The organism is Streptomyces sp. BR123, assembly GCF_013401435.1.
GTDB lineage: Bacteria > Actinomycetota > Actinomycetes > Streptomycetales > Streptomycetaceae > Streptomyces.
Window position 1 is genome coordinate 1 of sequence record NZ_JACBGN010000107.1, and the last position, 22,766, is coordinate 22,766.

Sequence of the window (22,766 nt, forward strand, 5' to 3'; positions counted from 1 at the left end):
CCCGCGCCCCGTCCTTCCCTCCGGCTCCGCTCCCGGCCCCGGACGGCCACCCGGCCGCCGGGGTCCTCGCGACTGGGGGTACCGTCGTGGGCGTGTACCGCTTTGTGCTGACCCGGCAGTGGGTGACCCTCACCCTCCTCGCCCTCGTCCTCATCCCCGTGATGATCAAGCTGGGCTTCTGGCAGTACCACCGCCACGAGCACCGGGTCGCGCAGAACGAACTGATCGAAGCCAACCTGACCGCGCGGGCGGTCCCCGTCACCGAGCTGACCTCCCCCGGCCACCGGGTCCCGCGGTCCGACTACTGGCGGGCGGTCACCGCCACCGGTACGTACGACGCCGCGCACGAGGTCGTCGTCCGGATGCGCACCTCCAACAGCGACCGGGTCGGCTTCCACGTCGTGACCCCGCTCGTGCTGGCCGACGGCCGGGCGGTGCTGGTCAACCGCGGCTGGGTGGCGGGCGGCGACGACCCCCGCGCCTACCCGCCGGTGCCGGCCGCGCCCTCCGGCGAGGTGACGGTCACGGGCCGGATGAAGGCCGACGAGACCAGCGGCGGCAGCGGCATCAAGGACCGCAAGGGGCTGCCGGACCGCCAGGTCATGCTGATCAACAGCGAGCAGCAGGCGGCGTCCCTCGGCCGGCCCGTCCTCGGCGGCTACCTGGAGCTCGCCCCGCCGGCGCCGGGGGACGGAACGCCCGAGCCGGTCGCCGATCCCGACCACGAGTCGATCGGCGCGCACTTGGCGTACGCGGTGCAGTGGTGGCTGTTCGCGGCGTCGGTGCCGGTGGGCTGGCTGGTGCTGGTACGGCGGGAGAAGCGCGACCGGGAGGCCGCGGCGGCCGCGGCGGTTGCTCCCGGGCGGGAGCCGGCTCCGACGGCGTAGGTTGTCGGGCATGGATCTTGGACTGAAGGACCGTGTCTACATCGTCACCGGCGCCACCCGCGGCCTGGGCTTCGCCTCCGCGCGCGAGCTCGTCGCGGACGGCGCCCGCGTCGTGGTGTCGGGCCGCGACGAGGAGCGGGCCGCGGCGGCCGCGGATGCGCTCGGCCCCAACGCGGTGGGAGCCGCGGCCGACAACGCCGACCCGGAGGCCGCCGGCCGGCTCATCGCCGCGGCGAAGGAGCACTTCGGCCGCTTCGACGGCATCCTCGTCAGCGTCGGCGGTCCGGCGCCGGGTTCGGCGGCCGGCACCACCGACGAGCAGTGGGCGGAAGCGTTCGAGGCGGTGTTCCTGGGCGCGGTGCGCCTGGCCCGGGCAGCGGCGGCCGAACTGGGCGAGGGCGGGGTCATCGGCCTCGTCCTGTCGGGCTCGGTCCACGAGCCGATCCCGGGCCTGACCATCTCGAACGCCTTGCGGCCCGGGCTGGCCGGGTTCGCCAAATCGTTGTCGGTGGAGCTCGGGCCTCGGGGCATCCGGGTGGTCGGGCTGCTGCCGGCCCGTATCGACACCGACCGGGTGCGGGAGCTGGACGCACTGTCCGGCGATGTGCAGGCGGCCCGCGCGGCCAGCGAGGCGCAGATCCCCCTGGGCCGCTACGGCACTCCCGAGGAGTTCGGCCGGACCGCGGCGTTCCTGCTGTCGCCGGCGGCCTCGTACCTGACCGGGGTGATGCTGCCGGTCGACGGCGGCTTCCGGCACGGCTTCTGACGGGCCGCCCCGAAGGTGCCCGCCGGGCCTCGTCGGTTGGTTCGCGGGGGCACGTCAGGTGACGCGGCTGGCGCGGTGCCCGGGCACCCGCAGGCGGGCCTCGGCCGGGAGCCCGGCCAGGCCCGCCGAGGTGCGGGCGTGGCCGAGCACCGGCCCGGCCAGCGCGCCCAGGGCGTCGGCCGGGACGGCGTACGGCTCCAGGTCCAGGGCCACCCGCAGGCAGGGTGCGCCCCGGCGCCCGCGCAGCACGACCCGGCACCGTGCGACCCCGGGCAGTGCGCCGGCCTCCGCGGCCACCGCCTCCTCCAGGGCGCGGCCGCGGAGCACGGCGAACGCGCCGTCACCGGTGTCCACCGGCACGCCGGACAGCCTCGGGCGGCGCAGCTGGGCCAGCAGCCACCACAGGGCGAGCAGGACGCACAGCGTCAGGCCGGCGGCGACGGCCCACCACCACCAGCCCTGGGCCTGCCAGTGCTCCCGGCGGGTCTGCTCCGCGAGCAGCGGCGCGTGGCGGCCGCCGAGCGGCGGTACCGCCGCCAGCACTCCCGCCCCTGCGGCGAGCAGGACGAGCCCGACCAGGCCGAGCAGGATCCGGTTGACGGTCCGCAGCACGCGGCTCACCTCTTCCCGGCGGCGGCCCGGGTGACCCGTACCCGCCGTTGCGGCGGGTGGGCGAGGCCCAGTTCGCCGATGCCGACGGCGAGTACGGCTTCCAGGTCGGCCCGTACGTCGTCCAGTTCGCGGAAGTGCGAGGAGGCCCGCACGGCGACACGGGTGCGGCCCACCCGTACGCGCGCGGACCGCACCCCGGAGACCTCCATGGCCCGGTCCCGCAGCACCAGCGCGGCGTCCTTCCGCCCCAGTCCGGCCCGGATCCCGGAACCGTCCACCTCATTGGGCGGCAGCATCGGCAGGACGCCGCGCAGCCCGGGGGTGAGGGCCAGCACGAGCAGGACGACCCCGGCCGCGGCCAGGACCGCGGCGGCGACGAGCACCTGCGGATCGGCAGGGGTGTGCTGGGCGAGGCGGGCGGCGAGGTCGCGGCGCCACTGCATGCCGGGGCGGTGGGCCCGTACGGCGGCGAAGTCGTAGAGGAACAGGCCCGCGGCTGCGAGCAGGACGAACGCGGTCAGCGCGGCCGGGATCCGCCGGGTCGACCAGAACCGTCCGGCGGTCGGCGGTCGGCCGGGGGCGTGGTCACCGCGGTGCCGTCCACCACGACCCCGAGGGCCCGCCCCGCCGCCGGTGGGCACGGGCCCTGACGGCACGGGCCCGGACGGCACGGGCCCGGACCGCGTGGGATCCGGCTGTGCGGGATCCGGCTGTGCGGATTCCGCTGGTCCGGGGGCCGTCACCGGAGCTTCCGGTCCCGCGCGGAGGCACTGCGCGTGTACGCGGAGTGCAGGTGCTCGATGTCGATGTCGACCTCCGGTACGGCCATGCCGGCGCACTCCTCGACGCGCCGGACCACCTGGCGACGCACGGCCGCGCAGCTCGCTGCGAGGTCGGACGGGTAGTCGAGCTCCAAGCTCACCCGGACCCGCGCGATGTCGTGGTGCACGGTCACGGCGGCGTGCGGCGCGGCCGCGCCCCCCGGTCCGGAGCCCCGGGGCGTCCCGCCGGGCTGCGCGGCCAGCGCCTCCCGGGCGGCCCGGGCGGCGATCTTGGTCACGACGCGGTCGGCGATGTGGGTGGCCCCCCGCTCGGCGGGAGGAATCCGGGCCGGAAGCGGGCTCGTCGGCGGTGTGCCCATCGGCGGTGTACTCATCGGCGGTGTACTCATCGGCGGCTCACCCTCACCTGCCGCGGTGGCGGGGGCGGAAGAAGTCGCCCGGCTCCAGGTCCCCTTCCAGGAACCGGCCGACGACGAAGCCGACGGCGCCGAGCGCCGCCACGAGCAGGAAGGCACCGAAGCCCCCGAAGTAGCCGGCGAACGCCAGTGCCATGCCGGCGAAGAGGCCGACGACCGCCATCCTCATGCGGGCTCCCTCACTGGAGTCGTGGCTCCGGTTGCTCCTCGTCCGGCTCGTCGGGCAGTTTGACGTCGCTGACCGCGATGTTGACCTCGACGACCTCCAGGCCCGTCATCCGCTCGACGGCGGAGACCACGTTGAGCCGGACGGCGCGGGCCACGTCGCGGATGGCCACCCCGTAGTCGACGACGATCTCCAGGTCGAGGGCGGTCTGCACCTCGCCCACCTCGGCCTTGACCCCGCGGGTGACGGACGTCTTGGCCCCGCCGGGGACGCGGTCGCGGACGGCCCCGAAGGTGCGGGACAGGCCGCTGCCGCTGCCCATGGCATGGACGCCCTCGACCTCTCGGGCGGCGAGTCCGGCGATCTTCTCGACCACGCCGTCGGAGATGGTCGTGCGGCCGCGGTCGGCGGGGTCGCGCGCGGCGCCCCCGGAAGCGGATTCGGTCATCGCGTGTCCCTTCGCGCGGATGGACTCACTCGCACCACCACGGTAAGCGCAGCGGCGCGGGGGCGCCCCGGGACTACGCCGGTCGGTCGGATCCGCTTCCTCCCCCGCTTGACCTCAACCGAGGTCGAGGTCGGAGAGTGGGGGCGTGATCACGGCCGAAGGGCCTGACGCAACGAGCGCAGCCCTGAGGGGCACGGACGAGGGGGACGTCGTGAAGGCGATTCGGGTGGACGGGTTCGGGGGTCCGGAGGTTCTGGTTCCGGTGGAGTTGGCCGATCCCGTCCCCGGGGCGGGCGAGGTGGTGATCGCGGCCGAGGCCGTGGACACGCTGTACGTGGAGACACAGATCCGCGGCGGCTGGGGCCCGCGGTTCGGCATGCACCCCCCGTTCGTACCCGGCGGCGCGGCGGCCGGCACCGTCGTCGCGGTGGGCGGGGGCGTCGCCCCGGACTGGCTGGGACGCAGGGCCCTCGCCGCGGCGGGCTCGCGGGGCACCTACGCCGAGCTGGTCCGCGTCCCGCTGGAACGGCTGGTCCCCGTTCCGGACGGGCTGGGGCTGCAGGAGGCGGCGGCGCTGGCACACGACGGGGTGACCGGCGCGAGCATCGCCGCGCGGGCCGGGATCACAGCGGGGGCCCGCGTACTGATCCTGGGGGCCGCCGGCGGCATGGGGACGCTGCTGGTGCAGTTCGCGGTCGCGGCGGGGGCCGAGGTCATCGGTGCGGCGCGCGGCGGGCCCAAGATCGAGCTCGTCCGGAGGCTGGGCGCGCACCGGGCGGTGGACTACGGGGAGGACGGCTGGACCGACCTGGTCGGAGGCCCCGTGGACATCCTGCTGGACGGGGTGGGCGGAGAACTGGGCCGGGCCGCATTCCCCCTGGTCCGCGACGGCGGGTGGGTCTCGTCGCACGGCGCGCCGAGCGGCGGCTTCGCGGAGCCGGACCCGCAGGACGCACGAAGGCGCGGGATAACGCTGAGCGGGATCAAGGAGGTGCAACTCGACCCTGCCCAGGTGCAGCAGTTCACCGCATTCGCGCTGGGCGAGGCGGCGGCCGGCCGGCTGAAGCCGGTCATCGCCCGGACCTTCCCGCTGGCCGAGGCGGCGCTGGCCCACCGGGCGATCGAGGCCCGGGAAGTGCCGGGCAAGGCGCTGCTGATCCCGTGAGGGGGTACGGGCGGCGCCCGGCCCCGTGGGGCCGGGCCGGGCGGCGCCTGCTCAGTCGGAGAGTCCGGCCAGGTCGCGCAGGCGGCGGGCCTGGGCGGCGCGCTCGGCAGCGCGCTGGTCGTCGTATGCGCGGGACGGGGCGCCGCGGAGCAGGGCCTTGGTCTCGATCACCGCGTCCCGCGGCGGGGCCAGCAGCGCCGACGTGAGGTCCTGGACCGCGGCGTCGAGCTCCGCGGCGGGGACGACGAGGTTGGCGAGCCCGATCCGCTCGGCCTCCTCGGCATGCACGAAGCGGCCCGTCGCGCAGATCTCGAGCGCGCGGGCGTAGCCGACGAGGGAGGTCAGCGGCTGGGTGCCGGCGAGGTCCGGGACCAGACCCAGGCTGGTCTCCCGCATGGCGAACTGGACGTCGTCGGCCACGACGCGGAGGTCGCACGCGAGGGCAAGCTGGAACCCGGCACCGATCGCGTGACCCTGTACGGCGGCGATGGAGACGACGTCATTGCGGCGCCACCAGGTGAAGGCCTCCTGGTACTCGGCGATGGTGGAGTCGAGCAGTTCGTCCGATCCGCGCGCCAGATCGAGGAAGGAAGGTTCGCCCTCGAATCCCTCGGGCGTGAACGCCTGCCGGTCGAGTCCGGCGGAGAAGGACTTGCCCTCGCCGCGCAGCACGACGACCCGGACGGTGCCCGGCAGCGACCGTCCGGCCTCCGTCAACGCCCGCCAGAGCGCGGGGGACTGAGCGTTTCGCTTGGCCGGATTGGTCAGTGTCACCGTGGCGACCGCGTCGTCCACGGTGAGCCGTACGCCATCCTTGTCGAGCAGAGCCATCTGGTGCCTCCGGTGGGGTGCAGTCGGCCGCAGTCTCGGCCCAAGTGACTGCACAGTAACCACCCAGTCGACCGTTCGGCCGACCGGGGGTCACCGAAGAAACCGCGGTTCAGGCAGGCAAGCGTTGTCTTTCCCGGCCCCGGGCCTCACGGCCGGGGTCGTGATCAGATGGAAGCCGCTTTCTTGCCGCGTGTCGCGCCACCGCGACCGCGCAGCACGACTCCGGACTCGCTGAGCATCCGGTGGACGAATCCGTAGGACCGGCCCGTTTCCTCGGCCAGCGCCCGGATACTCGCACCGGAGTCGTACTTCTTCTTCAGGTCTGCCGCGAGCTTGTCGCGCGCGGCGCCGGTCACCCGGCTGCCCTTCTTCAGAGTCTCGGCCACCCGTGCCTCCTCATGGGAAGTGCGCTCTGGACTTCTCATGATCACCCCTCCGCGGCTTCCTGGCCACCCATTCAGCAAGGTCGGTGCGGCGGCATTTCCCGGGTCGTGGACACGCAAGCGGAGCGGAATCCCTCATTCCACAGCATGACGTCCGTCACATTTCCGCACCCACTTGAGGAAACACCAGGTCAGAGGGCGGAAACCGGAAAAACACGACCCCGGGGCGCCTTCGCGAGAAAGCGCAGCCAGGGCCGTCGTACAGAGCGCAGCGGTACGAGACCGTCTCACTCAGATGATGGAGAAAGCCTGAGCCGAATGATCCATAAGGAACTGGATCAGCCCGCGGGGCGATCGGAAGGCCGCCGCGGGGCGGTCCCGCGGCGGCTGCCGGACGCGTCAGGCGAGGGCGACCAGGTCCCGGTAGTCCGGGCCCCACATGTCCTCGACACCGTCCGGGAGCAGGATGATCCGCTCCGGCTCCAGGGCGTCGACCGCGCCTTCGTCGTGGGTGACGAGGATGACGGCGCCCTTGTAGGTGCGCAGCGCGCCGAGGATCTCCTCGCGGCTGGCGGGGTCGAGGTTGTTGGTGGGCTCGTCGAGGAGCAGCACGTTCGCCGAGGAGACGACCAGCGTCGCGAGCGCGAGGCGGGTCTTCTCGCCGCCGGAGAGGACGCCCGCGGGCTTGTCCACGTCGTCGCCGGAGAACAGGAACGAGCCGAGCGTCTTGCGGACGTCCACCAGGTCCATGTCGGGCGCGGCGGAGCGCATGTTCTCCAGGACGCTGCGGTCCGGGTCCAGGGTCTCGTGCTCCTGGGCGTAGTACCCGAGCTTGAGGCCGTGGCCGGGTGTGACGGCGCCGGTGTCCGGCGCCTCGGTGCCGGACAGCAGGCGCAGCAGGGTGGTCTTGCCGGCTCCGTTGAGGCCGAGGATGACGACCCTGGAGCCCTTGTCGATGGCCAGGTCGACGTCGGTGAAGATCTCCAGCGAGCCGTACGACTTCGACAGGCCCTCGGCGGTGAGCGGCGTCTTGCCGCAGGGGGCGGGCTCGGGGAAGCGGAGCTTGGCGACCTTGTCCTGGGCGCGCACGGCCTCCAGGCCGGCCAGCAGCCGGTCGGCGCGCTTGGCCATGTTCTGCGCGGCGACGGTCTTGGTGGCCTTGGCGCGCATCTTGTCGGCCTGCGCGTTGAGGGCCGCGGCCTTCTTCTCGGCGTTCTGGCGCTCGCGCTTGCGGCGCTTCTCGTCGGCCTCGCGCTGCTGCTGGTACAGCTTCCAGCCCATGTTGTAGATGTCGATGACCGAGCGGTTGGCGTCGAGGTAGAAGACCTTGTTGACCACGGTCTCGACGAGGTCGACGTCGTGGGAGATCACGATGAAGCCGCCGCGGTAGGTCTTGAGGTAGTCCCGCAGCCAGATGATCGAGTCGGCGTCGAGGTGGTTCGTCGGCTCGTCGAGGAGCAGGGTGTCGGCGTCCGAGAAGAGGATCCGGGCGAGCTCGACGCGGCGGCGCTGACCGCCGGAGAGGGTGTGCAGCGGCTGGCCGAGGACCCGGTCGGGCAGGCCGAGGGCGGCCGAGATGGTCGCGGCCTCGGACTCGGCGGCGTAGCCGCCCTTGGTGAGGAACTCGGTCTCCTGGCGCTCGTACTGGCGCAGGGCCTTCTCGCGGGTGGCGCCGGAGCCGTTGGCGATGCGGTCCTCGTTGGCGCGCATCTTCTTGATCAGCACGTCGAGGCCGCGGGCGGACAGGATCCGGTCGCGGGCGAGCACGTCGAGGTCGCCCGTGCGGGGGTCCTGCGGCAGATAGCCGACCTCGCCCGAACGGGTGATGGCGCCGGCGGCGGGCTGTCCTTCGCCCGCGAGGCACTTGGTGAGGGTGGTCTTGCCGGCTCCGTTGCGGCCGACCAGGCCGATGCGGTCGCCCTTGGCGACGCGGAAGGAGGCGGACTCGATGAGGATGCGGGCGCCGGCGCGCAGCTCGATGCCGGTGGCGGTGATCAAGGAAATGCTCCAGGGCGGTGAGAACGGCGGAAGGGGGCGGGTGCGAGCTTCGACGCCGCTAATCCGCGAGGAGATTTGCCATGGGATTCAGTCTACCGGGGGTGCGCAACCTGTTTTCGAGCCGCGGGCGCCGTGCGGGGGGCGCGGGCCCGCGCGCGCGGGCCGGGGCGCGCGCCGTGCGGGGGCGGACGGCAGTGCGGTGACGGCCTTCCCGCCGCTTTCGGCGCCGCCTGCCATGCTGTTGCGCAGGTCACATTCACGAGCGCGCCGCATTCACGAGCACGCGCACGAGCCGACAAGGGGTGATCGTCATGGCCGGACAGCCGTCCGTGTTTCCCGCTCTCGTCTACCGCGACGCGAAGGCCGCGATCCGGCAGCTGACGGAGGCCTTCGGATTCACCCGGGTCGCCGTCTACGAGGGCGACGACGGCACCGTGAGACACGCCGAGCTGTCGTACGGGCCGGGTGCGGTCATGCTCGGCAGCAGGGGTACGGGCAGCGTCTTCGACAAGGCGATGGCGGACGCCGGCCCGACCGGCATCTACGTCGTCGTCGACGACGTGGACGCGCACCACCGGCGGGCCGTGGAGCACGGGGCGGAGATCCTGATGGAGCCCACCGACCAGGACTACGGCTCCCGGGACTACATGGCCCGGGACGTCGAGGGCAACATCTGGAGCTTCGGGACGTACGCGCCGCAGCTCTGACGCGCGGCGCGCCCGTCCGGTCCGCCGGCCTCCCGGGCGCCTGATCGGCCGGTACGGCGGTCAGGCCCCGCCCGTGTGGACCTGGAAGGCGGCCCGGCGGACCGCCTTGGCCAGCGCGGGGTCCGGGTGGGCGGCGGCCAGCGCGACCAGGACCTGCACGGTGCGCGGGTGGCCGACCGCGCGGACCTCGTCGAGCAGCCGCGGGACCGTGGTCCGGACGGCCGAGTCGAGGTGGCGGGCCAGCAGGTCGGCCTCGCCGTGGTCGGCGATCGCGGCGGCGGTGTCCACCCACAGCCAGGTCGACTCCTCGGGAGTGAGCACCTCCTGGGCCTCCTCGGGGTCGACCCCGTCGTGCTCTGCGAGCCAGAGCAGGGCGTACGGCCGCAGGGCGGGCTCGCGGGCGGCGGCGCGGACCTCGGACTCGGCAGGGGCGCCGACCACGCGGAGGGCCTCGAAGGCGAGGCCGCGCAGGAGGGCGTCCTCGCCGCGGGCGGCGCCCAGCAGCTCGCCGACCGCATGGCCGACGGGCCGGGCGGCGAGCCAGGCCCGGTACTCCGCCCGGGCCGGGCCGGGGGTGAGGCCGGCGCATCCGTGCAGCATGGCGGCGGCGGACTGCTCGATGTTCCCGGCGGGGCTCTGCGCGGCCACGCAGATCTGCTCCAGCTTGACCCAGACGGCCCAGCTGCCGAGCGGGGTGAGCGAGGCCTGGGCCGGGCCGAGGGTGACGGCGTCCACGGCGGCGAGGCCGCCGAGCGCCCAGCGCAGCAGCCGGGCGAGCGGCACGTGGGCCGCCGCGGGGCCGGCGGCGGCCTCGGGGACGGGGATCCCGGGGGCGGAGTCCTCGGGGCCTGCGGTCACAGGGGCTGCGGCCGCAGGGGCCCCGCAGGCGGGTTCCGGCGTGGTGTCGGGCGCGGCCCCGGCGGGCGACCCCCCGCGTGCGGGGGTGTCGTACGGGACCTCGCAGCGCTCGTCGCGGAGTTCTGCGACGCGCTGGCCGAGCAGGTCGAGCAGGTCCGGGACGGTCACCGGGCCGGCGGACAGCTGGAGCAGGGAGAGCAGCTGGGGCATCGCCTCGACGACCTCGGCGATGTCGGCGGGGGCGATGTCGGCAGGCGCGGGGTGCACCAGCGACCAGGCGTCGAACAGGGCGACCCAGCCGCGCAGGACGGCGCTGTCGTCGCTGTCCCAGGCCCGCAGCCGCCAGCCCGGCCGGGCGTGGCCGCCGTGCACCTCGACGAGGCCGGCGAGGCGGGCCCGGTCCCAGCCTGCCCGGATCTGTCCGTGTGTCAGGCCCAGCTCCTCGGAGGCCCGTTCGACGTCCGCTGCGGGCAGGGCGGCGGCCGGGGCGGGCCGTCCTCCGTCGCCCGCGCCGAGGCTGCGTTCGGCCCACCGGGCGAGCCGTACGGCGTCGGCGAGCGATGCCCGGGCCCGGTTGGCGAGTTCGGCCGGGGCGGGGGTGCCCGCCGGGGGCCTGGAGGCCGGCCGGGTGCGCCGGTCCGTCACCGCCTTGCGGGCTGTTGCGACGGAGCGCGGGGAGACGAGTCGGAGTCTGGAGTCGCGAACCAACTGCTCATCAGGCTTTCGGGACGTCACGGAAGCAGTCTCGCCCGTCACCGGCCGAAAGCCCAAACGGAACCGGCCGTTATCGCAGCTCGGGGCGCGGGAATTTCAGACATATCACCACCCCTGCCCCTGTGTACACACAGGCTTCACATCAGCGGGGTGAGAAAGCGGCGCAGGGCTTCCTCGTACCCGTGGGGGTCGGCGTTCCACATCGCTCCGTGGGGGGCGTCGGGGACGGTCCGCAGGGTGACGAGGTCCGGCCGGGCGCCGGCGAGCCGGCGGGAGGGCTCCCAGGGGGCGATCGTGTCGCCGGGGCCGTGGAAGACCAGTACGGGGACGCGCAGCGCGCCGGGGTCCTCACCGGGCCGCCGGTGGCCGGCCCGCAGCCCGGCGCGGCCCTCGGCGGCGCGCACGGCGAGCGGCAGCAGGGCGGCAGGGGTGCGCCGGGCCGCGGCGAGCGCGCGCAGGGTGGCCTGCCAGTCGAGCACCGGCGAGTCGAGGACGAGGCCGGCGATGCGGTCGGCGAGGGCGGAGCGCTCGGCGGCGTGCAGGGCCATGGCGGCGCCGGTGGACCAGCCGTGCAGGACGACGCGGCGGGCGCCGTGGCGCAGGGCGTAGCGGATGGCGGCGTCCACGTCGCGCCACTCCGATTCACCGAGGTGGCCGAGGCCGTCCGGGGAGGCGGGGGCACCGAGGTCGCCGCGGTAGGACAGGGCGAGGACGGGCAGCCGGAGGCGGTGCAGAAGGGGCATGACCACCATGGGGTGCTCGCGGCCGGTGCCGAGCCCGTGGACGGCGATGACCCAGGTGTGGCGGGGTGCGGGCACGAACCAGGCGGGCAGGGCGCCGAGTTCGGCGGGGACGTCCACGTCTGCGTGTTCGAGGCCGAGGGCGGTGCCCGGATCGCCCGCGTGGACCTCGGGGGTGAGGGCGACACGGGTGCCGGGGGCGAGGCTGCCGTGGGTGACGGCCAGGAGCCGGCGGACGACGGTGTCCGGGTCGTGGGCGACGCCGTCCAGGACGGACCCGACGACGGCGTGCACCCCGGGCGCGGTCAGGCCGTAGATGCCGGGGCGCAGCGAGGCCAGGGAGCGGGTCAGTGCGACGCGGCCCGGGCCGGTGGAGTGGACGCTCAGCGCGGGCCCGTCGGGCAGGGGGCAGCCGGGCCGGGGGCGCAGGGCGGCGTCCGCCGCGTGGCGGCCTGCCGCGACGGCGGCCGCGCCGACGCCGACGAGGGTGGTGGCGACGGCCGCGGCCGTCGCTGTGGCGGTACGCACCGCTCCAGTGTCGGGGCGGGAGCGCGGGCGGGCCACCGGGGGAACGGCCCCGTCCCGTGGCGGCCGGGAAGCGGAACGTCCGCCGCGGTTGCGGGATCCGGTGCGGGGGCCTCCCGGCGGGAGCCCCCGCCGGGCGTGATGTGGATCACTTCCGGCTCCGCTTCGGGGCGGGGTCCGGACGCCCCGAGCCGGGGCGGGAAGGTGCGCCGACCCGGCTTTGACGTGCATTAATCGACATATGGACTCCGAAATCGGGACGAAGACCGGAGCGGGGGCCTGACCCGGTCCACCACCGCGACGATGTCAGTTCATCTTCCGTTCACCCAGCTTGCCTACGGTCGGCGAGCCACTGACGCCAAACAGAAGCCTGGGTAAATGGAGCACATAACGCTTCTCCTCGGGATCGTGATCATCACCGCTCTCGTGTTCGACTTCACGAACGGTTTCCACGACACAGCCAACGCGATGGCGACCACCATCTCGACTGGCGCCCTCAAGCCCAAGACGGCGGTGGCAATGTCCGCCGTGCTCAACCTCGTCGGCGCCTTCATGTCCGTCGAGGTCGCCAAGACGATCTCCAAGGGCCTCGTCAACGAAGAGGGCATCCAGCCCGAAGTGATCTTCGCCGCCCTGGTCGGCGCGATCCTGTGGAACCTGGTGACCTGGCTGGTCGGACTGCCCTCCAGCTCGTCGCACGCCCTCATGGGCGGTCTGATCGGTGCCGCGGTCGCCTCCGCCGGCCTCGGCTCCGTCAACGGCGACGTCGTGGTCACCAAGGTGCTCATCCCGGCCGTCGCCGCGCCGATCGTCGCCGGTGTGGCCTCGATGCTGGCCGCCCGGGTCACGTACAAGCTCGGCGGCCGGGTCGGCGAGAAGACCTCCGCCAAGGGATACCGCGCCGGGCAGATCGCCTCCGCCGGCCTCGTCTCCCTCGCGCACGGCACCAACGACGCGCAGAAGACCATGGGCATCATCACGCTGGCGCTCGTCGCCGGCGGCGCCCTGCACCCGGGTGCGAACCCGCCGGTCTGGGTCATCGTCTCGGCCGGCATGGCCATCGCCCTCGGCACCTACCTGGGCGGCTGGCGCATCATCCGCACCATGGGCAAGGGCCTGACCGACCTCCAGCCGCAGCAGGGCTTCGCCGCCCAGACCTCGGCCGCGAGCGTCATCCTGGCCTCCTCCAGCCTCGGTTTCTCCCTCTCCACCACCCACGCCTGCTCCGGCGCGGTCATGGGCGCCGGCCTGGGCCGCAAGGGCGGCGTGGTCCGCTGGTCCACCGCCACCCGCATGTTCGTCGCGTGGGGCCTGACCCTGCCTGCCGCCGCCCTCGTCTCCGCGCTCGCCGAGATGGTCATGCGCACCGGCGACGTCGGCGTCGCCGCCGTCACGGTCTTCCTGGTCGGCTCCTGCCTGGCCATCTGGCTGATCTCGCGCCGCAAGGTCGTCGACCACCACAACGTCAACGACGTCCAGCCGGCCGACGCCGAGGCCCCGGGCGTGGTCACCACGGCCATGGCCGCCGTCACCGTCCCCCCGACCGCCGCCGCCGTGGCGGGCGAGGAGCTCAAGGCCACCATCCCGGCGCCTGCCGCTCCGACGACCCCGTCGGCCCCCGCGGCCACGGTCTGACCCCGCGAACGACAGAGGAATCCGCAGTATGAAGATCGACTGGGCAGCTCTCGGCTCCGTCTTCGGGGTCAGCCTCTCCGCCACCGTCGCCCTCGTGGCCCTGTTCACCCTGGGCCTGGTGGGCCTGTCGAAGCACGAGGCAGCCGTCGAGCAGGGCGGCGCCGCCACCCTGGCCCGCAGCGGCGCGTACGCCTGCTTCGCGGTCGTCACCGCGGCCGTCGCGTACGGCATCTACCTGATCGTCAGCTGACGACGGCACGCAACACGCGCGAAGCTCCCTCCGGACTCTCCGGGGGGAGCTTTCCCGTGTCGTGCCCGTGCCCGTGACCGTCCCCCCGACCGCCTCGTGTGATGTGCCTCGCCGCAGGTCAACGGCGAGTTGACGGGCGTTCGCGGTGCGTGGTGGACTGCCCGAGCCATCACGGCGGCATGGAGAGGAAGTCCGGTGCGAATCCGGCGCGGTCCCGCCACTGTCACCGGGGCGCACGCGGCACGTGCGGTCCGGGAGCCAGGAACTCTCGCCGCCGGACACGTCGAACCAGGGCGCGGACCCTGAGTGAGGACATACCTGCAACCATGCGTGCCGATCGCGTATTCGCGTACGGCGCCACGGCGGGCCTGATCGGCGACCGGATCCTCGGCGATCCGCGCCGCGGGCACCCCGTGGCCGCTTTCGGACGGGCCGCCGCCGCCGTCGAACGCGCCCTGTGGCGCGACGACCGCGCCCGCGGCGTCGTCCACACCCTCGTCTGCGCGGGGGGCGCGGCCGCCGTCGGCGCGCTGGCCGCCCGCGCCGTGCGCTCCCGGTCCGCTGCCGCCCGGATCGCCGTCACCGCGGCCGCCACCTGGGCCGTCGTCGGCGGCACCACACTGGGCCGGGAGGCCCGCGCCATCGGCGGGGCACTCGCCGCCGGCGACGCCGAGGTGGCCCGCGAGCGGCTGCCGCACCTGTGCGGGCGCGACCCGCAGGCCCTGGACGAACAGCAGATGGCCCGCGCCGTCGTGGAGTCGGTGGCCGAGAACACCTCCGACGCGGTGGTCGGGGCCCTGGTGTGGGGCGCCGTCGCGGGCGTCCCCGGGATGCTGGCCTTCCGCGCCGTCAACACCCTCGACGCGATGGTCGGCCACAGGTCGCCCCGCCACCTGCGCTACGGCTGGGCCTCCGCGCGGCTCGACGATCTCGCGGGCTGGCCGGGCGCCCGGCTGACCGCGCTGGCGGCCGTGGCCGTCGGCCCGGACCGGCGGGGAGCCGTACGGGCCTGGCGCGCCGACGCCGGCCGGCACCCGAGCCCCAACGCCGGGCCGGTGGAGGCCTCCTTCGCGGGAGCCCTCGGCGTACGGCTGGGCGGCACCCTCTCGTACGGCGGGCGGGTCGAGCACCGGGCCGTGCTGAACGGCGCGGCCGGCCGTCCCGTGGAGCTCGCGGACATCGAACGGGCCGTACGGCTCTCGCAACAGGTGACGTGGCTGGCACTGGGGACCTGCGTGGCACTGCGGTACGCGGTGTCGCGCCGGCCGGGGAAGTCGGGGAAGGGACGGGCATGAGCGGCGGGAAGCGGGCGGGGGGACTCCTCGTCGCCGGTACGACGTCGGACGCGGGCAAGAGCGTGGTCACGGCGGGCATCTGCCGGTGGCTGGCCCGCAAGGGCGTGAAGGTGGCGCCGTTCAAGGCGCAGAACATGTCGCTCAACTCGTTCGTGACCCGCGAGGGCGCCGAGATCGGGCGGGCGCAGGCCATGCAGGCACAGGCGGCCGGCGTCGAGCCGACCGCACTGATGAACCCGGTCCTGCTCAAGCCCGGCAGCGACCGCAGCAGCCAGGTGGTACTGCTGGGCAAGCCGGTCGGCGAGATGAGCGCCCGCGGCTACCACGGCGGCCGGCAGGAACAGCTGCTCGGCGTCGTCACGGACTGCCTGGAGCAGCTGCGGGGCACGTATGACGCCGTGATCTGCGAGGGGGCGGGCAGTCCGGCCGAGATCAACCTGCGCCGGACCGACATCGTGAACATGGGGATCGCGCGGGCCGCGCGCTTCCCGGTCGTCGTGGTCGGCGACATCGACCGGGGCGGGGTCTTCGCCTCGTTCTTCGGGACCACGGCGCTGCTGTCCGGGCAGGACCAGTCCCTGATCGCCGGATACCTGGTCAACAAGTTCCGCGGTGACGTCTCCCTGCTGGAGCCGGGCATGGAGATGCTGCGGTCCCTCACCGGCCGGGCCACGTACGGGGTTCTGCCCTACCGGCACGGGCTCGGCATCGACGAGGAGGACGGCCTGAGGGTCTCGCTGCGCGGCGCGGTGCGCGAGTCCGTCGTCGCCCCGCCGGTCGGCGAGGACGTGCTGCGGGTCGCCGTCTGCGCGGTGCCGCTGATGTCGAACTTCACCGACGTCGACGCACTGGCGGCCGAACCGGGCGTGGTGGTGCGGTTCGTGGACCGTGCCGAGGAGCTGGCCGATGCCGACCTGGTCGTCGTGCCCGGTACCCGCGGCACGGTGAAGGCCCTGCAGTGGCTGCGCGAGCGCGGGCTCGCCGAGGCGCTGGTGCGGCGGGCCGCGGAAGGCCGGCCGGTGCTCGGCATCTGCGGCGGCTTCCAGGCGCTCGGCGAGCGGATCGAGGACGAGGTCGAGTCGAAGGCCGGCGTCGTCGAGGGCCTCGGGCTGCTGCCGGTCCGGGTCCGGTTCGCCCGGGAGAAGACCCTGGCCCGGCCGGCCGGTACGGCGCTGGGGGAGCCGGTCGACGGCTACGAGATCCACCACGGCGTGGCCGAGGTGCTCGGCGGGGAGCCGTTCCTGGACGGTTGCCGGGTGGGGTCGGTCTGGGGCACGCACTGGCACGGCTCGCTGGAGTCCGATGCCTTCCGGCGGGCCTTCCTGCGGGAGGTCGCGGCCTCGGCCGGCCGTCGCTTCGTCCCGGCTCCGGACACGTCCTTCGCGGGGCTCCGGGAGGAGCAGCTCGACCTGCTCGGCGACCTGATCGAGGAACACGCCGACACCGAAGCCCTGCTCCGCCTCATCGAGGCCGGCGCCCCGACGGGCCTCCCCTTCCTCCCGCCGGGGGCCCCGTGACCGCCGGGGGCCCCGTGCCCGCCGCAGGGGCCGTGCCCGCCGCTGCCGCCCTCGGATCCACTGCCGCCGCGCCCTCCGGGACCGCCGCGCGGGCCGTGACCGCCGCCGCCCCCGGATCCGCTGCCGCCGCGCCCTGCGCGGGCGCCGCGCCTGCCGTGACCGCCGGGGGTGCCATGGCCGCGGCGGGGCCCCGGGCAGGGGCCCTGCGGGCGGCCGTCCCCTCCCCGCCCCTTCCCGAAGCGGGGCTCTGCCCCCGAGCCCGCGCCTCGAACGCAGGCGAGGGGATCCGGGCACCCGCAGCGCCAGCCGGAGGTGGCGATCGGTGGCCGAGCCCCCAGTTTCGGGAAGGGCCGGGGTGGGGGAAGAGCCATCCACGCAGAGGCCGCCGCAACCGCACCACACCCACCAGCCGAAGGGCATGCGACATGCACCGCGCACTGATCGTCGTCGACGTCCAGAACGACTTCTGCGAAGGCGGCAGCCTCGCGGTCGCCGGCGGGGCCGACGTCGCCGCCGCCATCACCGAGCTCATCGGGCAGTCCACGGCGGCCGGCTACCGCCACGTCGTCGCCACCCGCGACCACCACATCGACCCGGGCCCCCACTTCGCGCGGCCCCCGGCCGCCCCCGACTACGAGAGCTCCTGGCCGGCCCACTGCGTGGCCGGCACCGAGGGCGTCGGGTTCCACCCGAACTTCGCGCCCGCCGTCGCCTCCGGGGCCGTCGCCGCCGTCTTCGACAAGGGCGCGTACGAGGCCGCCTACAGCGGCTTCGAGGGCGCCGACGAGAACGGCACCCCGCTCGCCGACTGGCTGCGCGAGCGGCACGTCACCGAGGTCGACGTCGTCGGCATCGCCACCGACCACTGCGTACGGGCCACGGCCCTGGACGCCGCCCGCGCGGGTCTGCGCACCCGGGTCCTGCTCGACCTCACCGCGGGCGTGGCGCCGCACACCACGCAGCGCGCCCTGGACGAGCTCCGGGCCGCCGGGGTCGATCTGGTCGGCACCCCGGTCGTCCGGACCGCCTGAGGGGCGCGCAGGCCGCTCAGGAGCCGCTCGGGCCACCGCGCCGGCCGCCGCACGGACCCCGCCGCACGGACCCCGCCGCTCAGGCGCCGCGCAGCAGGGCCCGTATCGGGTGCCAGAGCTCGCCCGCCTCGTCCGGGACGGCCCGCCACAGCAGGCCGTCCGGGTGGTGCAGGACGGCCGTCACCTCGTCCGGGGTCGGCGGCTCGGTGTTGCCGCGCAGGTACACCGCGCGCAGCCCGAGGTTCCGCAGCCTGGTCAGGGCGCGGGCGCGGTTCGCCGCGTGGACCAGGACCCGTACGGGCCCCGTCCCGCCGTCGCTGCTCCCCGCCGGCCTGGGCAGGGTCAGTGCGACGACGACGCTCCCGTTCGGGAGCCTGGTGAAACCTCCTGCAGGCATGCTGTACGTCTCCCCCGTCAGCCGGATGTCAATAACGCTGGTCACCACAGGTCGCTTCCGCATCTAAACGCGATCGGCCGCCGCCCGCTAGGGGGCGACGGCCGATCATGCTGTGACCAGCGGTTCTTACCGAATTACTTGGAGGACGGACCGACCTCGACCGTCATCTGGAGACCGTCGTAGGTCTCCTTCGCGATCTTGATCTTGGTGTTGGTGTCAGTGACCTTCACCGAGCCGGTCGGGTTCTCGTCGTAGTAGTACTTGCCCTTGTGGTCGTCGAAGACCAGGTTCGCGGGCTTCGGCTTCAGGAACAGCGACTCGCCCTTGTTGTGCAGCGTGAACGCGTCCGTCGAGTACGCGCTGAAGGTGGCGTCGTACGGCTGGATCTTGTTGCGCAGCAGGGTGCCGTCCGACCACTTCATCGGCTTGGCGTTGGCGTCGATCGGCAGGATCAGGCCCTGGCCCGGGTGCTGGCTGGTGTTGTTGTCCTTCTGGGACTTGTCCCACAGCCAGATCAGCAGGCCGTCCTGGTACGGGTAGTGCTCGACCCAGTTCGGGCGGCTGTTGGCCCAGCCGAAGTTGTACGGGCCCACCTTGAGGGTGGAGTCGTACGACACGTAGCGGCGGTTCTCCGCGATGTAGTACTGCTCGTACTCCTTGGTGAAGCCGGCGCCGATGCGGGAGAAGCCCTTGCCGGTCCAGCCGTTGTCGCCGTTCTCGGCGCCGTCGGTGAACAGCGCGGCGCCATCGGCGGTCAGGGTGACGGCGTCGGCCGTGAAGCCCTTGCCGCCCGCGCCGCCGTCCGTCTGGTAGCGGAAGCGGAGGTCGAACTTCTTGCCGGCGTAGGCGTCCAGCGGGAAGTTCAGGTCCTGCCAGCCGCCGGAGACGTCGGTCAGGGCCGGGGCGCCCGCGGCGTCGACCGGGAGGGCCTTGCCGCCCGCCGTACCCGCGAGGGCGGTCCAGGTGGCGCCGCCGTCGGTGGACACCTCGGTGTAGAGGTAGTCGTAGTCCTTCTCGATGTCCCACCAGCCCTTGAGGGACAGGGCGGCGGACTTCTTGCCGGTCAGGTCGACCGAGCGGGTCAGGGTGTTCTTGAGGTCGTCACCCATGCCGCTCCACCACTGCGAGGAACCCTCGGCGGGAGCGGTGATGTCGGTCTTGACCTGCTTCTTCGGCAGCTCGACGACCAGCGCCTGCTTGTCCTTGGTGTTGTACTCCGCCACACCGAGCTTGTGGGTGGACTTCGTCGCGGCCTTGGCCGTGTCGTAGTTCAGCCAGCCCAGCTGGAGCTTGTCCCAGGCGGTCATGTCGCCCGGGAGGTCGCCTATGGACTCCTTGCCCTCGCCGAGCCAGGAGCCGGCGGACATCAGGGACCAGAAGCCGACGCCGTTCTCGCCGCCGCCGGAGGTGTCGTACAGGTCCGGCAGGCCGAGGTCGTGGCCGTACTCGTGGGCGAAGACGCCGAGGCCGCCGTTCTCCGGCTGCATGGTGTAGTCGCCGACCCAGATGCCCGAGTTGCCGATCTGGGTGCCGCCGGCCTTGTTGTTCTCCGGGCCGGTCTTGCCCGCGTTGGTGCCGTAGGCGTACCAGCGGTGCGCCCACAGCGCGTCCTTGCCCTGGACACCGCCGCCGGCCGACTCGTCCTCGCCCGCGTGGACGATCTGGAAGTGGTCGATGTAGCCGTCCGGCTCGTTGAAGTTGCCGTCGCCGTCGAAGTCGTAGCGGTCCCACTGGTCGTACTGGGCCAGCTGCGCCTTGATCTGCTCGTCGGTCTTGCCGGCCTTCTTCTGGGCCTCGACCCACGCGGTGACGCCGTCCTTGACGGTGTCCCACACGTTGGAGCAGTTGCTCTGGCCGCAGAAGTTCGAGCCGTAACGGGCCTCGTTGTACGGGATCTTGACCCAGTCGGAGACCTCGCCCTCGACCGAGTAGCGGCCCGAGGAGGTCTTCTCGTAGTAGGTCTTCAGGGAGTGCTTGCCCTGGCCCGTACCGAAGTACAGCTCCTGGAAGTACTCGCGGCTGAAGTCCTTGCGCCAGGCGGTGCTGTTGTTGTCGGCGCGGTTCGGCTGCGCGATCGTGTTGTGCAGCGGGCCGGGGGTGCCGCCGTACTTCACGACCGGGGGCTTCGGGCCCTCCGGGCCGTCCGGGTCGAACATCGTCTGGTTGTCGACCTGGTCGCCGAACTCGACGAGGATCGTGAAGATCTTGTCGGTCTTCTCGCGGCCGAGCTCGACGTACTTCTTGTCGTCGAGCTTGACGACCTTGGAGGCGCCCCGCTGCTCGACGCCCTTCTTGCCCGCCAGCACCTGGTCAAGGGCAGCCTCGCGCGCCTGCGCCTGCTGCTTGCTGAACGGACCCTCGAGGTCGTGCTTGACCTTCTCCTTGGACGGAGCGGTCGGGTCCAGGCGGTCCGCGGCGGGCGCGGTCGACGGCGCCTCGGTGGCCTGGGCGGTGGTGAAGAACGCGCCGGAGGCCGCGGTGGCGGCCAGGGTCACGCCGATGGCCGCCGTACGCAGCGCATGCCGGCGGTAGGAATTGCTGGTCACTTGATGTCGTTCCCCTCCCGCGGCCGCGACACAGGTCGGAACGTCTCCGTAGGAGTGGGGGGTTCCGCGCGGCGCGCGTCTCAAGTGACGACATTTGACCGGAGAGTCTAAAGAAAAGACAGACCTTGACTTCTTCCTTACAACTGCACTATGCGGTGGGGGAGTTCCGCTATCCGGACGTTACGCGGTCATACGGGACGAAGGACGCGTCCCGCCCGCGATGTGGGACGGGCCGTGACCCCGTGCGCCCCCCGTGCCCCGGGCACCGTGGGTCAGGTCACGCTTACGGGCCGTTCCGTCCGGGCATGCCCGGACGGAGAGTCGCTCGACGCGCGAACCGGTCGAGCACAGGCCCCGACGCCCGACTTGAGGACGGAAACCGCCATGCCGCGCCCGACTGCCGCCCAGTTCCTCTACGGGTCCGCCGCCGTCGTCGCCTCGACGATCGCCATGCTGCTGCTCTCGCAGACCGGATCCGGAGCGGGTGTCGCAGTCATAGCAACGGCCGCCCTCGCCCTCGGCCTGCTCGTCGCGCTCACCGCCGCCGCCCCGCGCGGGCGGGGTCGGCACGCGGCCCGCGCCGGATCCGCCGCCGACGGCCGGCCGGGGGCCCCCACTGTCACCGAAGTCACACCCGTTCCGGGGCCCGAGGGCACCGGCGAGGACACGGCGGCGACCGCCCGGGGGCCGGAACCCCGGGCGGCCGCTGCCGAACAACCCGTCCACCACTGAGCTCGGCCGGGGCACCGGAGCGAGGGTCAGGCCGTCCTGACCACCACCGTTCTGGCGACCTTGTCGTGCAGGCCCTGCCTGTAGGGCTTGTCGACCAGCATGGAGATGACCAGCGCGATCGACCAGAAGAAGAGGCTGAGCCAGCAGCAGATCAGCCCGGGCACCCAGATCATGGCGGCGCGGGTCAGGGCGGGGCCGGCCGGCGGGACGCTTCCGTCATTGAGCATCGCGACGCGCAGGCCCAGCACCTTCTTGCCCAACGTCCGACCGCTCTTCTGATGGAACCACCAGTCGTAGACGACGAAGGCGGCGATGGCGATCAGGCCCGAGGCCAGAGCGTTGCGGGAGGCTTCTTCGCCCTCGGCCCTGAACCAGTCGATGTCGACGGCCAGTGTGAAGACGAGGAACAGCGGCACCGCGACAATGATCACGTCGATGATCCGGGCGCCGAGCCGCCTGCCGAAGTCGGCGAGCGGGGGCATGCCCGCGAGCGGGTCGGGCATGCCCCCGCCGGCGCCCGAGCCGAAGGGGTCGCCGCCGCCGTACGGGGGCGGCGGGGGCGGATAGCCGCTGCCGCCCGGCCCGCCGCCGTACGGGCCCCCCGGGGGCGGCGTCCCGCCCGGGGGTGTTCCGCCGGGGCCCGTTCCGTTCGACGGGGGCGGCGGGCCCTCGGGTCTCTTGCGGAAGGGATCGTCCTCGGGCGGCTGCTCCGGCGGCGGCTGGTCGGTGCTCATGCCCCGAGTCGAACCCGGCCCACCGGCCCCCGCAACGCGGCGGAGTCCGTTCGGGCGAGGGCGCCCCGGCACGCCTCCTGAGGGGTGGTCAGCGGGCCACGTACGTCCCGGCCGCTCTGTCGTGCGGGCCGCGGTGGCGCGGCCGGTCCGCGAGGCACCACAGCCCGCCCACGGGCCCGAGGAACGCGCCGACCAGCCAGCGGGACAGGGCCGCGCCGAAGCCGGGCGGGCGGTACGTCGCCGCGGACAGGACGCGGACGCCGAGGAGCTTCTTGCCCGCGGTCCGGCCCCAACGGGCGGTCGGCAGCACCTCGTAGAGCAGTCCGAAGACCACGAGTACGCCCAGGACCACGCCCGCGTACCCGGCGATGGTCGCGTCGAGCAGCCAGACGGTGGTGGCCCTGCCGCTGCCGCGGGCCGCGTCCACCTTGGACTGGAGGTGTGCGGCGGCCGCCGGGACGAGGGGCCGGGCGGTGGCCGCGGCGACGGCACCGAGCACCAGGGTGTCCAGGACGCGGGCCGCGATCCGGCGCGCCGGCCCGGCAGGACGTACGGCCCGCTCCGCCATCTCCTCGAAGACGGCCCGGCCGGTGGCCCGCGCCGGGACCGGGATCGGGGCCGGGGCCGCGGG

24 protein-coding genes and 1 riboswitch are annotated in these 22,766 nt (G+C 73.8%); of the genes, 10 read left to right on the forward strand and 14 right to left on the reverse strand.

Annotation, left to right across the window (positions count from 1 at the left end):
• Positions 1 to 92: 92 nt before the first annotated feature.
• Both HYE82_RS18155 and HYE82_RS18160 read left to right on the forward strand, forming a co-directional pair.
• Positions 93 to 887, forward strand: a complete 795-nt coding sequence (locus HYE82_RS18155; protein ID WP_179175137.1) for an SURF1 family protein — start codon at positions 93 to 95, stop codon at positions 885 to 887.
• Positions 888 to 897: 10 nt separating this feature from the next.
• Positions 898 to 1,653 carry an SDR family oxidoreductase gene (locus HYE82_RS18160; protein WP_179175138.1) on the forward strand — a complete coding sequence of 252 codons (756 nt, stop codon included), beginning with the start codon at positions 898 to 900 and terminating at the stop codon, positions 1,651 to 1,653.
• 54 nt (positions 1,654 to 1,707) lie between these two features.
• Here the strand turns inward: HYE82_RS18160 and amaP are convergent, their stop codons facing one another.
• The 5 genes from amaP to HYE82_RS18185 form a co-directional block, all read right to left on the reverse strand.
• Positions 1,708 to 2,274, reverse strand: coding sequence for an alkaline shock response membrane anchor protein AmaP (amaP, locus tag HYE82_RS18165; RefSeq protein ID WP_179175139.1), 567 nt, complete (start codon positions 2,272 to 2,274; stop codon positions 1,708 to 1,710).
• Positions 2,271 to 2,906, reverse strand: coding sequence for a DUF6286 domain-containing protein (locus tag HYE82_RS18170; RefSeq protein ID WP_218782766.1), 636 nt, complete (start codon positions 2,904 to 2,906; stop codon positions 2,271 to 2,273). The genes amaP and HYE82_RS18170 overlap by 4 nt, the downstream gene beginning before the upstream one ends.
• Before the next feature lie 98 nt (positions 2,907 to 3,004).
• On the reverse strand, positions 3,005 to 3,421 hold the full coding sequence (locus tag HYE82_RS18175) for an Asp23/Gls24 family envelope stress response protein (RefSeq protein WP_179175141.1): 417 nt from the start codon (positions 3,419 to 3,421) through the stop codon (positions 3,005 to 3,007).
• A gap of 28 nt (positions 3,422 to 3,449) precedes the next feature.
• Positions 3,450 to 3,632 (reverse strand): hypothetical protein, encoded by a 183-nt coding sequence (locus tag HYE82_RS18180; RefSeq protein ID WP_179175142.1) that lies wholly within the window; start codon positions 3,630 to 3,632, stop codon positions 3,450 to 3,452.
• 10 nt (positions 3,633 to 3,642) lie between these two features.
• The gene (locus tag HYE82_RS18185; RefSeq protein ID WP_179175143.1) at positions 3,643 to 4,077 is read right to left on the reverse strand and encodes an Asp23/Gls24 family envelope stress response protein; all 435 of its coding nucleotides are present in this window, start codon (positions 4,075 to 4,077) and stop codon (positions 3,643 to 3,645) included.
• Positions 4,078 to 4,288: 211 nt separating this feature from the next.
• Between HYE82_RS18185 and HYE82_RS18190 the strand changes: the two genes are divergently transcribed.
• Positions 4,289 to 5,242: a zinc-binding dehydrogenase gene (locus HYE82_RS18190; protein ID WP_179175144.1), complete on the forward strand. Its 954-nt coding sequence runs from the start codon at positions 4,289 to 4,291 to the stop codon at positions 5,240 to 5,242.
• A gap of 51 nt (positions 5,243 to 5,293) precedes the next feature.
• Here HYE82_RS18190 and HYE82_RS18195 read toward each other — a convergent pair whose 3' ends face one another.
• The 3 genes from HYE82_RS18195 to HYE82_RS18205 form a co-directional block, all read right to left on the reverse strand.
• Entirely contained in the window at positions 5,294 to 6,073 is a 780-nt protein-coding gene (locus HYE82_RS18195) for an enoyl-CoA hydratase/isomerase family protein (RefSeq protein WP_179175145.1), read from the reverse strand.
• A gap of 164 nt (positions 6,074 to 6,237) precedes the next feature.
• Positions 6,238 to 6,459 (reverse strand): helix-turn-helix domain-containing protein, encoded by a 222-nt coding sequence (locus HYE82_RS18200; RefSeq protein ID WP_179175146.1) that lies wholly within the window; start codon positions 6,457 to 6,459, stop codon positions 6,238 to 6,240.
• A gap of 396 nt (positions 6,460 to 6,855) precedes the next feature.
• The gene (locus HYE82_RS18205; protein ID WP_179175147.1) at positions 6,856 to 8,454 is read right to left on the reverse strand and encodes an ABC-F family ATP-binding cassette domain-containing protein; all 1,599 of its coding nucleotides are present in this window, start codon (positions 8,452 to 8,454) and stop codon (positions 6,856 to 6,858) included.
• A gap of 311 nt (positions 8,455 to 8,765) precedes the next feature.
• Here HYE82_RS18205 and HYE82_RS18210 point away from each other — a divergent pair, with 311 nt between their 5' ends.
• Positions 8,766 to 9,161, forward strand: a complete 396-nt coding sequence (locus tag HYE82_RS18210) for a VOC family protein (protein ID WP_179175148.1) — start codon at positions 8,766 to 8,768, stop codon at positions 9,159 to 9,161.
• Between the two features lie 60 nt (positions 9,162 to 9,221).
• On the opposite strand, the gene HYE82_RS18215 is transcribed toward HYE82_RS18210, so the two are convergent.
• Both HYE82_RS18215 and HYE82_RS18220 read right to left on the reverse strand, forming a co-directional pair.
• Positions 9,222 to 10,664 (reverse strand): hypothetical protein, encoded by a 1,443-nt coding sequence (locus tag HYE82_RS18215; protein ID WP_179175158.1) that lies wholly within the window; start codon positions 10,662 to 10,664, stop codon positions 9,222 to 9,224.
• A gap of 206 nt (positions 10,665 to 10,870) precedes the next feature.
• Positions 10,871 to 12,001, reverse strand: a complete 1,131-nt coding sequence (locus HYE82_RS18220) for a S9 family peptidase (RefSeq protein WP_179175149.1) — start codon at positions 11,999 to 12,001, stop codon at positions 10,871 to 10,873.
• Between the two features lie 375 nt (positions 12,002 to 12,376).
• On the opposite strand from HYE82_RS18220, the gene HYE82_RS18225 reads away from it, so the two are divergent.
• The 5 genes from HYE82_RS18225 (at position 12,377) to HYE82_RS18245 (ending at position 17,726) form a co-directional block, all read left to right on the forward strand.
• Positions 12,377 to 13,633, forward strand: a complete 1,257-nt coding sequence (locus HYE82_RS18225; RefSeq protein WP_179175150.1) for an inorganic phosphate transporter — start codon at positions 12,377 to 12,379, stop codon at positions 13,631 to 13,633.
• Positions 13,634 to 13,661: 28 nt separating this feature from the next.
• Positions 13,662 to 13,883 carry a hypothetical protein gene (locus tag HYE82_RS18230; RefSeq protein WP_179175151.1) on the forward strand — a complete coding sequence of 74 codons (222 nt, stop codon included), beginning with the start codon at positions 13,662 to 13,664 and terminating at the stop codon, positions 13,881 to 13,883.
• A gap of 183 nt (positions 13,884 to 14,066) precedes the next feature.
• Positions 14,067 to 14,151: riboswitch (cobalamin riboswitch) on the forward strand.
• 58 nt (positions 14,152 to 14,209) lie between these two features.
• A complete protein-coding gene (locus HYE82_RS18235) occupies positions 14,210 to 15,178 on the forward strand; it encodes a cobalamin biosynthesis protein (protein ID WP_179175152.1) in 969 nt (322 codons plus the stop codon).
• Positions 15,175 to 16,695 carry a cobyric acid synthase gene (locus HYE82_RS18240; RefSeq protein ID WP_179175153.1) on the forward strand — a complete coding sequence of 507 codons (1,521 nt, stop codon included), beginning with the start codon at positions 15,175 to 15,177 and terminating at the stop codon, positions 16,693 to 16,695. The genes HYE82_RS18235 and HYE82_RS18240 overlap by 4 nt, the downstream gene beginning before the upstream one ends.
• 425 nt (positions 16,696 to 17,120) lie before the next feature.
• Entirely contained in the window at positions 17,121 to 17,726 is a 606-nt protein-coding gene (locus HYE82_RS18245; protein WP_179175154.1) for an isochorismatase family protein, read from the forward strand.
• 79 nt (positions 17,727 to 17,805) lie between these two features.
• Here HYE82_RS18245 and HYE82_RS18250 read toward each other — a convergent pair whose 3' ends face one another.
• Both HYE82_RS18250 and HYE82_RS18255 read right to left on the reverse strand, forming a co-directional pair.
• A complete protein-coding gene (locus tag HYE82_RS18250) occupies positions 17,806 to 18,123 on the reverse strand; it encodes a hypothetical protein (RefSeq protein WP_179175155.1) in 318 nt (105 codons plus the stop codon).
• Between the two features lie 134 nt (positions 18,124 to 18,257).
• On the reverse strand, positions 18,258 to 20,669 hold the full coding sequence (locus HYE82_RS18255; protein ID WP_309144364.1) for an immune inhibitor A domain-containing protein: 2,412 nt from the start codon (positions 20,667 to 20,669) through the stop codon (positions 18,258 to 18,260).
• 384 nt (positions 20,670 to 21,053) lie between these two features.
• Between HYE82_RS18255 and HYE82_RS18260 the strand changes: the two genes are divergently transcribed.
• Positions 21,054 to 21,401, forward strand: a complete 348-nt coding sequence (locus HYE82_RS18260) for a hypothetical protein (protein WP_179175156.1) — start codon at positions 21,054 to 21,056, stop codon at positions 21,399 to 21,401.
• Positions 21,402 to 21,427: 26 nt separating this feature from the next.
• Here the strand turns inward: HYE82_RS18260 and HYE82_RS18265 are convergent, their stop codons facing one another.
• Together HYE82_RS18265 and HYE82_RS18270 are read right to left on the reverse strand one after the other, a co-directional pair.
• On the reverse strand, positions 21,428 to 22,135 hold the full coding sequence (locus HYE82_RS18265) for an RDD family protein (protein ID WP_179175157.1): 708 nt from the start codon (positions 22,133 to 22,135) through the stop codon (positions 21,428 to 21,430).
• Between the two features lie 88 nt (positions 22,136 to 22,223).
• Positions 22,224 to 22,766: RDD family protein (locus HYE82_RS18270; protein ID WP_256987375.1), on the reverse strand; the 543-nt coding region annotated here is incomplete at its 5' end.

Coding starts and splice junctions, on each gene's coding strand:
- HYE82_RS18185 (WP_179175143.1), bottom strand. CDS start 4,077: ATGACCGAATCCGCTTCCGGGGGCGCCGCGCGCGACCCCGCCGACCGC.
- HYE82_RS18235 (WP_179175152.1), top strand. CDS start 14,210: ATGCGTGCCGATCGCGTATTCGCGTACGGCGCCACGGCGGGCCTGATC.
- HYE82_RS18230 (WP_179175151.1), top strand. CDS start 13,662: ATGAAGATCGACTGGGCAGCTCTCGGCTCCGTCTTCGGGGTCAGCCTC.
- HYE82_RS18260 (WP_179175156.1), top strand. CDS start 21,054: ATGCCGCGCCCGACTGCCGCCCAGTTCCTCTACGGGTCCGCCGCCGTC.
- HYE82_RS18250 (WP_179175155.1), bottom strand. CDS start 18,123: ATGCCTGCAGGAGGTTTCACCAGGCTCCCGAACGGGAGCGTCGTCGTC.
- HYE82_RS18225 (WP_179175150.1), top strand. CDS start 12,377: ATGGAGCACATAACGCTTCTCCTCGGGATCGTGATCATCACCGCTCTC.
- HYE82_RS18180 (WP_179175142.1), bottom strand. CDS start 3,632: ATGAGGATGGCGGTCGTCGGCCTCTTCGCCGGCATGGCACTGGCGTTC.
- HYE82_RS18195 (WP_179175145.1), bottom strand. CDS start 6,073: ATGGCTCTGCTCGACAAGGATGGCGTACGGCTCACCGTGGACGACGCG.
- HYE82_RS18245 (WP_179175154.1), top strand. CDS start 17,121: ATGCACCGCGCACTGATCGTCGTCGACGTCCAGAACGACTTCTGCGAA.
- HYE82_RS18160 (WP_179175138.1), top strand. CDS start 898: ATGGATCTTGGACTGAAGGACCGTGTCTACATCGTCACCGGCGCCACC.
- HYE82_RS18210 (WP_179175148.1), top strand. CDS start 8,766: ATGGCCGGACAGCCGTCCGTGTTTCCCGCTCTCGTCTACCGCGACGCG.
- HYE82_RS18175 (WP_179175141.1), bottom strand. CDS start 3,421: ATGAGTACACCGCCGATGGGCACACCGCCGACGAGCCCGCTTCCGGCC.
- HYE82_RS18265 (WP_179175157.1), bottom strand. CDS start 22,135: ATGAGCACCGACCAGCCGCCGCCGGAGCAGCCGCCCGAGGACGATCCC.
- HYE82_RS18240 (WP_179175153.1), top strand. CDS start 15,175: ATGAGCGGCGGGAAGCGGGCGGGGGGACTCCTCGTCGCCGGTACGACG.